At 68.1% G+C, this 12,796-nt stretch carries 11 protein-coding genes; 5 read left to right on the plus strand and 6 right to left on the minus strand.

The window, feature by feature from the left end:
* The first annotated feature begins 381 nt into the window (after positions 1-381).
* The 4 genes from AC5P8Z_RS11025 to sppA all read left to right on the plus strand — a co-directional run bounded on the left by AC5P8Z_RS11025 (position 382) and on the right by sppA (position 5,605).
* Positions 382-1,386: a hypothetical protein gene (locus AC5P8Z_RS11025; RefSeq protein ID WP_295567150.1), complete on the plus strand. Its 1,005-nt coding sequence runs from the start codon at positions 382-384 to the stop codon at positions 1,384-1,386.
* Positions 1,379-1,954: a DUF3106 domain-containing protein gene (locus tag AC5P8Z_RS11030; protein ID WP_495229032.1), complete on the plus strand. Its 576-nt coding sequence runs from the start codon at positions 1,379-1,381 to the stop codon at positions 1,952-1,954. The genes AC5P8Z_RS11025 and AC5P8Z_RS11030 overlap by 8 nt, the downstream gene beginning before the upstream one ends.
* Positions 1,955-2,202: 248 nt before the next feature.
* Positions 2,203-3,567 carry an MATE family efflux transporter gene (locus tag AC5P8Z_RS11035; protein WP_014038646.1) on the plus strand — a complete coding sequence of 455 codons (1,365 nt, stop codon included), beginning with the start codon at positions 2,203-2,205 and terminating at the stop codon, positions 3,565-3,567.
* A gap of 115 nt (positions 3,568-3,682) precedes the next feature.
* Positions 3,683-5,605, plus strand: a complete 1,923-nt coding sequence (gene sppA, locus AC5P8Z_RS11040) for a signal peptide peptidase SppA (protein WP_049427515.1) — start codon at positions 3,683-3,685, stop codon at positions 5,603-5,605.
* 120 nt (positions 5,606-5,725) lie between these two features.
* On the opposite strand, the gene AC5P8Z_RS11045 is transcribed toward sppA, so the two are convergent.
* The gene (locus AC5P8Z_RS11045) at positions 5,726-5,938 is read right to left on the minus strand and encodes a hypothetical protein (protein ID WP_286070060.1); all 213 of its coding nucleotides are present in this window, start codon (positions 5,936-5,938) and stop codon (positions 5,726-5,728) included.
* Between the two features lie 111 nt (positions 5,939-6,049).
* Here AC5P8Z_RS11045 and AC5P8Z_RS11050 point away from each other — a divergent pair, with 111 nt between their 5' ends.
* The gene (locus tag AC5P8Z_RS11050; RefSeq protein ID WP_495229033.1) at positions 6,050-6,826 is read left to right on the plus strand and encodes an SDR family oxidoreductase; all 777 of its coding nucleotides are present in this window, start codon (positions 6,050-6,052) and stop codon (positions 6,824-6,826) included.
* Between the two features lie 101 nt (positions 6,827-6,927).
* Here AC5P8Z_RS11050 and AC5P8Z_RS11055 read toward each other — a convergent pair whose 3' ends face one another.
* From AC5P8Z_RS11055 to AC5P8Z_RS11075, 5 genes are all read right to left on the minus strand, one after another.
* Entirely contained in the window at positions 6,928-7,671 is a 744-nt protein-coding gene (locus AC5P8Z_RS11055; protein ID WP_286070057.1) for a hypothetical protein, read from the minus strand.
* 35 nt (positions 7,672-7,706) lie between these two features.
* Positions 7,707-8,402, minus strand: a complete 696-nt coding sequence (locus tag AC5P8Z_RS11060) for a DUF4124 domain-containing protein (RefSeq protein WP_286070056.1) — start codon at positions 8,400-8,402, stop codon at positions 7,707-7,709.
* 43 nt (positions 8,403-8,445) lie between these two features.
* Positions 8,446-9,036, minus strand: a complete 591-nt coding sequence (gene tsaC, locus AC5P8Z_RS11065) for an L-threonylcarbamoyladenylate synthase type 1 TsaC (protein WP_495229034.1) — start codon at positions 9,034-9,036, stop codon at positions 8,446-8,448.
* A 99-nt stretch (positions 9,037-9,135) separates the two neighbouring features.
* Complete coding sequence (locus AC5P8Z_RS11070) at positions 9,136-11,634, minus strand: DNA topoisomerase I (protein WP_495229035.1); 2,499 nt, start codon at positions 11,632-11,634, stop codon at positions 9,136-9,138.
* Between the two features lie 192 nt (positions 11,635-11,826).
* The gene (locus tag AC5P8Z_RS11075; protein WP_495229036.1) at positions 11,827-12,762 is read right to left on the minus strand and encodes an RDD family protein; all 936 of its coding nucleotides are present in this window, start codon (positions 12,760-12,762) and stop codon (positions 11,827-11,829) included.
* Positions 12,763-12,796: the final 34 nt, after the last annotated feature.

Consider the following 12,796-nt stretch of genomic DNA (forward strand, 5'->3'; position numbering starts at 1 on the left):
TGGCAGGGGGCAAAGGCAGCCGGGGAGCCTCCGTTGAATCATAAATGTCACCTAAATATCGGTGTCCATTGGAGATTCAGTCTTATCCACATGTTCTGTGGATAACGTTGTGCGTTACCGGCTGGCGGACGCGCAGAAGGCCGATGGCGACGGCCTGCCACTTGAGTTGGTCAAAAAATAGCCACACATCAAAAGCAATTAAAATCAATAACTTGAGTGTGAAACAATGTTGAAACAGAGTGGATTCAGCCGGATGCCCCCGTTTTTCCCCCGGGGGGCGTGGTGCTGTGCACAACCTGCAGCACGAAGTGCCCGTGGGCGCAAGTCCTACGGGTGCCGATGGGCTGCCGCTATCATGCCGGCAGACCTTTGGAGTGACCGATGACGGCTGTGCCCGCCCCTGTTTCCTCGACCGCGGCCGGCGCGCTGTCGGCGTTCCTGCGTGGCGTCGAACGCCGCGCCCTGGTGGTGGCTGAACTGCAGTGCGGCGATGCCGCGCGTGCCGAGCAGACCCTGGTGGCGGTGATGCGCGCCTTTGCCGCCGTCGCCAGCGACCTGCCGATGGCGCAATGGCCGACCCGCTTCTGGACCCTGCTCGGCCAGCGCCAGGCACTGCGCGAACCCGCGGGCGGGCAGTGGGCCGCACCGTTGACCGCGCTGGGCGAGATGGGGCCGCTGCCGCGTCTGGCGCTGCTGCTGCGGGTGGGCGGCAGCCTGGACGAAGGCATTGCCATGCGCGTACTCGACCAGGACGAGGCCGGTTATCAGCACCTGCTGGCCGATGCCTGCCCGCGCGATGCACACGGCCAGCCCGATGCCTCGGCCTGGCGCCAGCTGGCCGAGCAGGTGCAGCTGCGCATCCGCGACCTGCCGGCCAAGCGTCTGCAGCAGCTGCAGCAGCCAGCCGCACCGGCCGCCAGCAATGAAGCGCCCACGACCAGCTGGCGCGCACCGCAGCGCGATGAACGTGCGGCCGCCCCTGGCAAGCGCCGGCGCGCGAATGCCAAGCCACGCTGGCGCGGCCCGCTGATCCTGCTGGTGACCGTGGCTGTGCTGCTGGTTGCCGCGCTGGGCTGGCGCCACTGGCAGGGCCGTTCGTTGGGCAGTGATGCACCGTTGCCGGAAGGCGTGGTGGGCGAGGCCGGTCCGGTGACCGTGGAAGCTCTTCCGCCAAGCAAGGTCAACGCCACGCCGGATGCGACCCCGGCCCAGGCCGCCGACGACGCCACCATGCTCGCAGACCGTGATTATCCCTTGGTGGCCGATGCCGATCTGTACGCCTGGACTGCCGCCGGCGGCCCGCTGCCGGTGGATGAATCCCAATCCAAGCCGAGCCGGCCGGAGCCGGCCAGCGCCACGCTGGAAACCGCTGCTGCCGATGAATAAGACCGTGTTCGCCAGCGTGCTGCTGGCCCTGCCGTTGTCGCTTTCGGCCGCGCCGCAGACCTTGAACGTGCCGTTGCCGCCGCCGGTGCCGGCCGCTGCGTCTGCCGCGCCAGCCCCCCCGGTCGCACCCGCATCGTTTGCCCAGCTCGATGCCCCGCAGCAGCGTCAGCGCCGTGCCGATTACGCAGCCTGGCGCGCCCTGCCGGAGAGCGAGCGCGAGCGCATCCGACAGGCCGCGGCGCGATTCAATGCGTTGCCGACGGACCAGCAGCAGCGCCTGCGCCAGCAGTTCCAGGCGCAGGACCAGGCGTTCCGTGAAGGCTGGCGGCTGGGCCCGCAGCTGGGGCTGGAATTCCCCAAGCTGCACGGCCTGTTCGGCTTCGTGCCACCGGAACAGCGCGAGGCCGCGCTGGCCGTGCTGCGCCAGCTCAGCCCGGCGCAGCTGGCCCAGCTGACCCTGGTCGCGCAGCGCACGCCACCGCAGGAACGCGACGCGGTGCGCGGCGCGTTCCTCGCCGTGCCGGCCGCCGAGCGCGACACCTGGCTCAAGCGCCAGGCCGGTCAATAGACCCCGAGGCGTAGCGTCGACGGGTAGAGTCGACTTCCGCGCGCAGCGCGGGGTTTTCGCGGTTCTGTATGAAGCGCAGTCGACCCAAAGCGCAGTCGACCCAAAGCGCAGTCGACTGCACCGAGGTCTGCCGGGACCCGGTATTCACGCCATGTCATGGGAATGCGCGCGCGGCGCGCGTAAGATGACCGGCCGCAACCCGGTGCCTGTGCCCTTCGCGCGCAACCGTAGTTCGCGTCAAGCACCTTATGTCTACTGCAACCTCCACGCCGCGCTTCAGCAAGGAAGTCGGCGCCACCGGTCTGCTCGCCCTGCCGCTTGTGCTCGGGCACGTGTCCACCGGTCTGATCTCCTTCGTCGACAATGTGATTGCCGGCCACCACGCCACGGCGACCCTGGCCGCGGTGACCATCGGTACCGCGCTGTTGTGGCTGCCGATGCTGATCCCGATCGGCACGCTCATCTCGCTTACCGCTTCGGTCTCGCAGCTGCATGGCGCCGGCCGCGAGCGCGAGATCGGCCCGCTGTTCCGCCAGGCGCTGTGGTTGGCGCTGGGCCTGGGCCTGATCATGTTCACCTTCCTCACGGTGGTGCCGCCGCTGCTGCCGGCCTTCGGCATCGCGCCGGACATCGTGCCGGGCGCCACCGCGTTCCTGCATGCAGTGCGCTGGGGTGGCCCGGCGCTGACCCTGTACTTCTGCATGCGCTACCTCAGCGAGGGCATGCACTGGACGCTGCCGACCATGCTGCTCGGTTTCGGTGGCCTGCTGGTGCTGGCCCCGATGGGCTATGTGCTGGCCAACGGCAAGCTCGGCTTCCCGGAAATGGGCGCCGAAGGGCTCGGCATCGCCTCGGCGGTGATGATGTGGCTGCAGGCGATCGCCTTCGCCACCTACCTGTGGTTCACCAAGCGCTTCGCCCACCTGCAGCTGTTCTCGCACTTCGAGGGGCCGCGCTGGAAGGCGATCTGGGAATTGCTGCGCACCGGCCTGCCGATCGGCATTACCGTGCTGATGGAAGGCGGCCTGTTCATCGTCACCGCGCTGCTGATCGGCCGCCTCGGTGCCAATGAAGCGGCCGCACATCAGATCGCGATCAACGTGGCGCAGCTGTGCTTCATGATCCCGATGGGCGTGGCCGAGGCCACCACCGTACGCGTCGGCCATGCGGTCGGCCGCGGCGATGGTTTCGGCGTGCGCCGCGCGGCGTGGGCCGGCTACGCGATCATCATGGGCACGCAGACGCTGTCGGCGGCGGTGCTGCTGTTCGGCCACGACGCCATCGTCGGTGTCTACACCAATGACCTGGCGGTGGCCGGCCTGGCCTCGACCCTGCTGCTGTACGCGGCCACCTTCCAGTTCCCGGACGGCATCCAGGTGCTGTCGGCCGGTGCGCTGCGTGGCCTGAAGGACACCCGCGTGCCGATGTTCATCGCCATGTTCGCGTACTGGGGCCTGGGCATGCCGCTCGGCGCCGGGCTCGGCCTGGGCCTGGGCATGGGCCCGCAGGGCATGTGGATCGGCCTGATCGTCGGCCTGACTGCCGCCGCCATCCTGATGGGCTGGCGCCTGCGCCGCAGCAGCCTGCGCATCGGCCAGTCGATGCTGTCCTGATCCTCCCGCCTGCCATGCCGACCCATGGCGGGCGATCCCCTGACTTGTGTCCGATGCCGCATCACGCGGCACCGGCTATGCTGGTACCACGGCAAGAAGCCATCCGGAGCGCTCCATGAATCAACCCGTGCCCCCACTGCCCCCGGCGCGTCGCAATCCCGTCGCCAGTTTCTTCATCGGGCTGTGGGACGTCATGAACTTCACCCGCCGGTTGATCCTCAACCTGGTGTTCTTCGGCCTGCTGTTCCTGCTGCTGGTGATGTTCGTCATCGCCGCCGGCATGGGTGCCGGCGCCAGCAAGTCGCTGCAGGACCGCACCACCCTGGTGATCGCGCCGGAAGGCCGCCTGGTCGAGCAGTTCAGCGCCGATCCGGTCAGCCGTGCGCTGGCCAAGGCGGTGGGCGACAACGGCGCCGAAGAGATCCAGCTGCGCGACCTGCTGCGGGTGATCGAGTCGGCCAAGGAAGACAAGAAGATCGAGCGCGTGGTGCTGGAGCTGGACAAGCTGCAGCCGTCGGGCTTTGCCTCGCTGCGTGAAGTCGCCGCCGCGCTGCAGGACCTGCGCGCCTCCGGCAAGCAGCTGGTGGCCTACAGCGAGAGCATGGGCCAGTCGCAGTACCTGCTGGCCGCACAGGCCGACGAGGTCTACCTCGACCCGATGGGGTCGGTGGTGCTCGAGGGCCTGGGCCGCTACCGCCAGTACTTCCGCACCGGCCTGCAGGACAAGCTGGGCGTGGATGTGCACCTGTTCAAGGTGGGCGAGTACAAGTCCGCTGCCGAGCCGTACGTGCTCGACGCCGCCTCGCCGGCCTCCAAGGAAGCCGACCTGTTCTGGATGAACGACGTGTGGCAGCGCTACCTGGCCGACATCGCCAAGGCCCGCCGCCTGGATCCGGCGCAGCTGGCGGCTGGCATCGACACCCTGCCGGAAGGCATCGCCGCCGCCGGTGGCGACCTGGCCAAGTTCGCCCTGCAGCAGAAGCTGGTGACCGCGCTGAAGACCCGCGAGGAATTCGAGGATCTGATGATCGAGCGCGGCGTGGCCGACGACGATGCCGACGGCGGTTTCCGCAACGTCGACTTCGGTCGTTACCTGGCCCTGCTCGACGCGCGCCGCAACCCGGTGGACTCGCGTCCGCAGGTGGCGGTGGTGGTGGCCGAAGGCGAGATCAGCGGTGGCGACCTGCCGGCCGGCCGCATCGGCGGCGAGTCGACCTCGGCGCTGCTGCGAGCCGCGCGTGACGACGAAAACGTGAAGGCGGTGGTGCTGCGCGTGGATTCGCCGGGCGGTGAAGTGTTCGCCTCCGAGCAGATCCGCCGCGAAGTGGTTGCCCTGCAGGCTGCCGGCAAGCCGGTGGTGGTGTCGATGGGCGACCTGGCTGCTTCCGGTGGCTACTGGATCAGCATGAACGCCGATCGCATCTATGCCGATCCGTCGACCATCACCGGTTCGATCGGCATCTTCGGCATGGTGCCCAACTTCAGCCGCGCGCTGGACAAGATCGGCGTGCACACCGATGGTGTCGGCACCACCCGCTTTGCCGGCGCCTTCGACGTCACCCGCCCGATGGATCCGGCCGTCGGCCAGGTCATCCAGACGGTGATCAACAAGGGCTATGCCGACTTCACCGGTCGCGTGGCCGATGCCCGCAAGAAGCCGGTCGAGGCGGTCGATGAAGTGGCCCGTGGCCGCGTGTGGAGCGGTGCGCAGGCCAAGGAACGTGGCCTGGTCGATGCCTTCGGTGGCCTGAAGGACGCCGTGGCCGACGCCGCCAGCCGTGCCAAGCTGGGCAAGGCCGATGCCTACCGCGTGCGCTACATCGAGAAGGCGGCGACGCCGTTCGCGCAGTTCGTCAGCGGTTTCGCCGGCAGCCGTGCCGGCGCCTGGATGCTGTCCGATTCGGGCATGGCGCGGATGATGCTGGCGCGCACGATGCCGGAAGTGGATACGCAGCTGCGCTTCGTCGAGAACGCGGCCCGCGAGAAGGGCAACGGCGCGCCGGTGAAGGCGCTGGCGTATTGCTTCTGCGGATTCTGATCGGAAAGCATCCACGCATGGCGTGGATCTACTGGAAACGCCCGGCTTCGGCCGGGCGTTTTCGTTCATGGGGTAGGAGCCCTCTGCGTCGCAAAGGGCTCTGACCCCACAGGCCACCCGTCATTGCGTCGCGTCGGCCTCGGCCTTGCGCTCGCGTGCGGCCGCTTCGTCCACGGCCTTCTGCGCGCCCTTGGCACGGTCCAGCGGCTCCTGCATCGCACGCGAGATCGCTTTGGGCACCGGTGGCTTCTCCGGGTTCGGTGTCGGCGGACGCTGGCAGGCCACCAGCAGCACGCTGGCCAGCAGGGGCGAGGACAGGATCAGGATGCGCATGGCGGATCTCCGCGGTGGGCGTACGTGCAGTGTCGCATCCCCGGCAGGGCGCGGCCGTGAGCGCGTATCCTTGCCGCATCGAAATGCAGCGGGCGCGGCCCCGGAGGACACATGACCCAGCAACGGTGGCGCCTGGATGGCCAGATGGCTCTGATTACCGGCGCCAGCGCCGGCATCGGCCTGGCCATCGCGCATGAACTGGCCGGCTTCGGCGCTGACCTGATGATCGTCGGCCGCGATATCGACATGCTGGAGACCGCGCGCGACGAACTGCTGGACGTGTATCCGCAGATGCAGGTACACGCGCTGGCCGCCGATGTCTCCGACGACGAGGACCGCCGGCAGATCCTGGACTGGGTGGAAGACCACAGCGATGGCCTGCACATCCTGGTCAACAACGCCGGCGGCAACGTCACCAAGGCGGCCACGGAGTATTCCGAGGACGAATGGCGCAAGATCTTCGAGACCAACCTGTTCTCGGCGTTCGAGCTGTCGCGCTACGCGCATCCGTTGCTGGCACGCCACGCATCGTCGTCGATCGTCAACGTCGGCAGCGTGTCCGGCCTGACCCATGTGCGCAGCGGCGTGGTCTACGGCATGACCAAGGCCGCGATGCACCAGATGACCCGCAATCTGGCCGTCGAGTGGGCCGAGGATGGCATCCGGGTCAATGCGGTGGCGCCGTGGTACATCCGCACGCGGCGCACGTCCGGGCCGCTGTCCGACCCGGATTACTACGAGGAAGTGGTCAACCGCACACCGATGCGCCGCATTGGCGAGCCGGAGGAAGTGGCCGCGGCCGTAGGCTTCCTGTGCCTGCCTGCCGCCAGCTATGTCACCGGCGAGTGCATCGCGGTGGATGGCGGTTTCCTGCGTTACGGGTTCTGATCTCGGGTGGTCTTTTCGCCGGGCATGGCCCGGCGCCACCGGGACCGTGCCCGGTCATGCCCGGCGGAGGTAGCGTAGATCCACGCCACGCGTGGAAGCGGTCACCCTGGTACCGGGCAGTTGCTCGCCTCCAGCACACCCTGCAGCCGTTCGCGCTCCCCGCGTGCGGCGTCGCGCTTCTCCGGCGTGGCGAACCGCTCGCGGCCGCGTGCGTCGCGGAAGCGTTGCTGCCAGCCGCCGCATCGCTGTGCTTCGGGCAATTCCTCGCAACGGTCGCGCACGACTTCGCAACCGGCCGCATTGGCCGGCGTGACACCGCCCAGCCCCTGCACCGTCATCGGTTCGCAGCGACCAGGCGCGGCCTCGTATTCGTACAGGTAACCACCGCCCTGGCTGTCGGTGCACTGGAAGATCGAGGGCAGCGGCGGCTTCGGTGGCCCGTTGCCCGCTTCGGCGCGGGCCTCGGCGTCTCGACGCAGGGTCGCGCTGTCGAGAATCTGGTTGCCGCCTTCGCGTTCGACCATTCCCGCTTCCATGATGGTGCGCCCTTCGTCCGCGCGCCTTGGAGCCGCTGCGGCCGCAGGCACTGCAGCGGACCTGGTCGGCGCTGCGGCGGGCATCTCGGCGACCGCAGGTGGTGGCGCCGCCGTCGGCACGACCACCGCTGGCTGCGCGTTGGACGGGTCGGGCACGCGCAGCACCTGCTGCTTGCTGCCGGACGGGCAGGGCGTACGTTGCAGGGTCGGAATGTCGCTGCTGCTGGACGTGCAGCGGTAGATCACACTCTCCTCAGCCAGTGCGCTGCCAGGCAGCAATGCCAGGGCCAGCCAGATCAGTCTCTTCATGCCTACAGCGTACAGGCTGCGATGCCGGGCTGCGCTCAGCGCTGGCAGTCGCGCGACAGGCGCGCGTCGATGCCACGCTGTTCATTGCTGATGGCGGTGCGCTCGCTCTGCAATGCGCTGTTGTAGCGACGATCCAGTTCCCAGCGGCGATCGCGCAGCCGCGCGCACACCTCCTGTGGCGGCAGCGCATGGCAGCTGTCGCGCACCAGCACGCTGCCGGCCGGGACCTGCACGCCTACGCCGACCGCAGGCGGCCGGTAGCCTGCGCCTTCGCCGACGGGTGGACCGATCGGTGTGCCGATGGCCGGGCGTGGACCAGGGTAGGCCGGGCCACGATGCCCGTGCGGCAGCCAGACGCTGGTCCACAAGGGCACCCAACGCGGATTGCCTTCGTTGTTGTCGCTGGTATAGCGCTGCCCGTCGTCGCTCACGCACTCGTACATCGGCTGCGGCGGCTGGATGTAGACGTGGCGGACTTCGCGATCGCGCACGGCCGGAACCGCGTCCGGCGGTGCGGGTGCCGCATCGCTGCGCACCACGCGCGGCGCCGGATCGCGTGGACGCTGCAGGTCGCGAACTTCCTGGCGGCCGCTGTTGCAGGGTTTGTCCTGCAGGGCGACGGCACCGTTGCTGGCCACGCAGCGGTACACGCGCACGTCCTCGGCGTCCGCAGCGGGCGCCATCCACGGCAGCAGCAGGCTGAGACTGAGGGCGGCGCGCAACAGGTTCATGGCGGCAGGGTGCGTGATTGTCCGGGGCAGCGCAATCGGCCGCTCAGGAGCGCAGCACGTTGCCGCTGAGGGCGTCGCGGATCGGCGTGGGTTGGGCCAGGCCGCCGGTCTCCCCATCGAGGATGCCGTCGAGCAGGCGCAGCAGGCGCGGGTCAAGCTCTTCGCGGCTGCGTGCTGGGGGCTCGCCGGCCAGGTTGGCGCTGGTGGACACCAGCGGGCCTCCCCAGGCGCGGCAGAGTTCGGCCACCAGCGGGTGGGCGCTGATGCGTACTGCGATGCCGCTGTGTTCGCCGGTCACCCAGGGCCGCGCACGCGGGCCCGCCGGCAGGATCCAGGTATTGGCGCCGGGCCAGCTGGCCAGCACCGCGCGCTGGCGGGCATCTGGCAGGGCCTGCAGGCGCACCCAGCCTTCCAGTTGCGGCAACTCGGCGGCGACCAGGATCATGCCCTTCTCGATCGGACGCTGCTTCAGCCGCAGCACCATGTGCACGGCCGCTTCGTGCGAGGGATCGCAGCCCAGGCCCCAGACCGCTTCGGTCGGGTAGGCGATCACGCCGCCCGCGCGGAGCGTGGCGACGGCAGAGTCCAGGGTGAGTTCTTTCATGGCGGCGACCGGCCCGGCGTGGGCCTTCATTATCCCCCTGCAGCGTGCAGATGGGGTGGAACCCGCACCCCGGGTGGGTGCGGACCGTTGGTCCGCACACCTTGACCCTCATCCACGCGTGGCGTGGATCTACTTCTTTGCAGCGGCCTTCTTTGCAGCGGCCTTCTTGGCCGGCGCCTTCTTCGCGGCGGCCTTTTTCACCGCCTTCTTTACCGCTTTCTTGGCCGGGGCCTTCTTGGCAGCAGCCTTCTTCGGCACGGCTTCCTTCTTCACTGCCGCCTTCTTGGCCGGTGCCTTCTTCGCTGCGGCCTTCTTGGCGCCGAAGCCCTTGCGCACCGGCTTGCCGGTTTCTTCCATCAGCTGCTGCACTTCAGCCAGGGTCAGCGATGCCGGCTCGCGATCCTTGGGGATCTTGCCGTTCATCCTGCCGTCGCTGATGTACGGCCCGAAGCGGCCGTTCAACACCTGGATGTCGCTGCCGTCGAATTCCTTGATGATCCGGTTGCGCGCGATTTCTTCCTTCTCTTCGATCAGGAAGACGGCGCGGGCCAGGTCGATGGTGTACGGGTCGTCTTCCTTCTTCAGCGAGGCATAGGTGCTGCCGCGCTTGGCGAACGGGCCGAAGCGACCGATGCCGACGCTGACTGGCTCGCCGTTGTCCTCGCCCAGCGCGCGCGGCATCAAGAACAGCTCCAGCGCGTCTTCCAGCGAGATGGTGTGCATCGACTGGCCGGGGCGCAGCGAGGCGAACTTCGGCTTCTCCTCGGCGTCCTCGGCGGTGCTGCCGATGGCGGCGTAAGGCCCGAAGCGGCCGAGGCGCACGCTGACCGGCTTGCCGGTCTTCGGGTCGGTGCCGAGCTCGCGCGCGCCACTGGCCTCGGCGCGGTCGACCGATTCCTTCTTGTCTTCCACCAGCTCCTTGAACGGTTCCCAGAAGCGGGCCATCAGCGGGATCCACTCTTCCTCGCCGCGCGAGACGGCATCGAGCTCGTCTTCCAGCTTGGCGGTGAAGTCGTAATCCACGTACTGGGTGAAATGGCTGGACAGGAACTTGGACACCGCACGGCCGACGTCGGACGGGCGGAAGCTGCGGCCTTCCATTTCCACGTACTTGCGGAACAGCAGGGTCTGGATGATCGAGGCGTAGGTCGAGGGACGGCCGATGCCGTACTCTTCCAGCGCCTTCACCAGCGCCGCTTCGGTGTAGCGCGGCGGCGGCTGGGTGAAATGCTGTTCGGCCAGGATGCGTTCCAGCGGCACGCGGTCGCCCGGCTTCATCGCCGGCAGCTTGCGGCCTTCGTCCTCGTCCTCGGCGCTCCTGTTGTCCTTGCCTTCCTCGTACACGGCCAGGAAGCCGGGCACCACCACGGTGGTACCACTGGCACGGAACACGTGCTCGCTGCCGGCCGACAGGTCGACGCTGACGGTGTTGAGCGTGGCCGGGATCATCTGGCAGGCGACGGCGCGCTTCCAGATCAGCTCGTACAGGCGGCGCTCGTCGTCGGTCAGGAAGCGCGCGACCTGGGCGGGGGTGCGCAGGGCCGAGGTCGGGCGCACCGCTTCGTGCGCTTCCTGGGCGTTCTTCGACTTGGTCTGGTAGGTGTTGGGCTGGTCCGGCAGCGAGGCGATGCCGTAATCACGGGCGATCACGTCGCGGATCTCGGCCAGCGCGTCCTGCGACAGGTTCACCGAGTCGGTACGCATGTACGAGATCAGGCCGACGGTGCCTTCGTCACCGATCGCCACACCTTCATACAGCTTCTGCGCCACCTGCATGGTCTTGCGGGTGGTGAAACCGAGCTTGCGCGAGGCTTCCTGCTGCAGGGTGGAGGTGGTGAACGGCGGCGCCGGGCGGCGCTTGCGCTCCTTGCTGGCCACGTCGGTGACATGCAGCGAGCCCTGCGCGGCCTGCTGGATGCGCAGGCGTGCCGCTTCAGCGGTGTCGCCGTCGGTGACGGTGAACTGCTCGAATTTCTGCCCGTCCAGCTTGATCAGCTTGGCGTTGAAGTGCTGGCTGGGGTGCGCGCACTCGGCGGCGATCGACCAGTACTCACGGGCGACGAAGGCTTCGATCTCTTCCTCGCGCTCGACGATCATGCGCAGCGCCGGGCTCTGCACGCGGCCGGCGGACAGGCCGCGCTGGACCTTGCGCCACAGCACCGGCGACAGGTTGAAACCGACCAGGTAATCCAGCGCGCGGCGCGCCTGCTGGGCGTCCACCAGGTCGCTGGCGATGGCGCGCGGCTGGTTGATGGCTTCCTTGATGGCGCGCGGGGTGATCTCGGTGAAGACCACGCGCTGCATCGGCTTGTCCTTGACCAGCCCACGCTCCTTCAGGATCTCGGCGATGTGCCAGCTGATCGCTTCACCCTCGCGATCCGGGTCGGTCGCCAGCAGGATGTCGTCGGCGCCCTTGGCGGCCTTGGCGATGGCATCGACGTGCTTCTCGTTCTTGTCGATGACGTCGTAATGCATCGCGAACCCGTTGTCCGGGTCGACCGCGCCTTCCTTCGGGATCAGGTCGCGCACATGCCCATACGAGGCCAGGACGGTGTAGTCCTTGCCGAGGTATTTGTTGATCGTCTTGGCCTTGGCCGGCGATTCGACGATGAGCAGGTGCTTGGGCATGTCGGGAAAGGTCTGTGGGCGGACCGGGGGAAGGGGCCGCTAGGGTGGAGCAAACGGCCGCATTAGTGAAGCGGCCACGGGCAAATCCATAAACTGAACGCCCGGTAGTGTGCCGGGCGTTCAGGTTTCACCTTGCTAGAGGAATCACGCCCGGCCCGCCCATGTCAAGCAGCGGGGCGTGAGGATGGTCGCTCAGGAGGCCATCTTGGCGATGAAGCCGACGGCGAAGACCAGCAGGACCAGGCCTGTCAGCGTCAGCAGGCCGGTCACCACCAGGATCGCGATGGTGACCGCGCCCAGTTCGCGCCGTTGCAGCTGCGGCTGGTCGGTGAAGGCCCAGCGGTCGACCACCAGGGTGTCGCAGATCATGTCGTGCAGGCCCTGCTTGCGCTCGGTGAAGGCCGCCATCAGGAAACCGATGCCGAGGGTGAAGCTGCTCAGCAGCATGGCCCAGTAGCGACCGAACGCGCGGGCCTTGGTCAGGCGCTCGCCATTGCTGCGCACGACCTTGATGCCGACCGCCATCTTGCCCAGCGTGGCCCCGCCCTTCGACGCATGGAACCAGGTGTAGTACGCCATGCCGATGGCGAAGTTGATCAGCGCGCTGGACAGCTGGGCGACGACTTCGATGGTCGATTCACCACTGCCGATCGCGCCCATGCTGGCACCGAGCACCACGCCGATGATGGCGCCGATGATGCTGCCGGGAATGACCAGCACGAAGTAGTCGATCATGTATGCCGCGACGCGCTTCCAGAAGCCTGCGTAGACCACTTCGCCGCCCACCACCGGTTGTGCGTGGGTGCCGGCGCCAAGCGCCGCCGGGGCGCTGTAGGGCGAACTGCTGAGGGCGCCGGTGCCGGGCAGCGGCGCGGTGCCGTTGTCGATGGCCGCATAGTCGTTGCGCAGGTCGAAACCGCTGCTGCCGGCCGCTGTTGCATTGGCATCGGCCAGTGTCTGCAGGCCGAGCTCATCGACCACCTGGCGCAGCGCAGCCCACTGTGCCATGCCTTCGCGCCAGACCAGGGTGTCCAGGTTCAGCTGCCCGCGCTGGAAGCGCTGGCGGATCTCCTGGACCGGCAGCGGGCCCTGGCGTTGCTGCCCTTCAGCGTAGTACCACTCAGTCATTGCATGTTTCCTGTTGGATCGTCCTTGGAGGTAC

The sequence above is a fragment of the Stenotrophomonas sp. YJH_SMC_17 genome, from assembly GCF_059371655.1.

Excerpts from the sequence above, each read along its gene's own strand:
- AC5P8Z_RS11025 (WP_295567150.1), top strand. The coding sequence starts at position 382 with ATGACGGCTGTGCCCGCCCCTGTTTCCTCGACCGCGGCCGGCGCGCTG.
- AC5P8Z_RS11030 (WP_495229032.1), top strand. The coding sequence starts at position 1,379 with ATGAATAAGACCGTGTTCGCCAGCGTGCTGCTGGCCCTGCCGTTGTCG.
- AC5P8Z_RS11035 (WP_014038646.1), top strand. The coding sequence starts at position 2,203 with ATGTCTACTGCAACCTCCACGCCGCGCTTCAGCAAGGAAGTCGGCGCC.
- sppA (WP_049427515.1), top strand. The coding sequence starts at position 3,683 with ATGAATCAACCCGTGCCCCCACTGCCCCCGGCGCGTCGCAATCCCGTC.
- AC5P8Z_RS11045 (WP_286070060.1), bottom strand. The coding sequence starts at position 5,938 with ATGCGCATCCTGATCCTGTCCTCGCCCCTGCTGGCCAGCGTGCTGCTG.
- AC5P8Z_RS11050 (WP_495229033.1), top strand. The coding sequence starts at position 6,050 with ATGACCCAGCAACGGTGGCGCCTGGATGGCCAGATGGCTCTGATTACC.
- AC5P8Z_RS11055 (WP_286070057.1), bottom strand. The coding sequence starts at position 7,671 with ATGAAGAGACTGATCTGGCTGGCCCTGGCATTGCTGCCTGGCAGCGCA.
- AC5P8Z_RS11060 (WP_286070056.1), bottom strand. The coding sequence starts at position 8,402 with ATGAACCTGTTGCGCGCCGCCCTCAGTCTCAGCCTGCTGCTGCCGTGG.
- tsaC (WP_495229034.1), bottom strand. The coding sequence starts at position 9,036 with ATGAAGGCCCACGCCGGGCCGGTCGCCGCCATGAAAGAACTCACCCTG.
- AC5P8Z_RS11070 (WP_495229035.1), bottom strand. The coding sequence starts at position 11,634 with ATGCCCAAGCACCTGCTCATCGTCGAATCGCCGGCCAAGGCCAAGACG.
- AC5P8Z_RS11075 (WP_495229036.1), bottom strand. The coding sequence starts at position 12,762 with ATGACTGAGTGGTACTACGCTGAAGGGCAGCAACGCCAGGGCCCGCTG.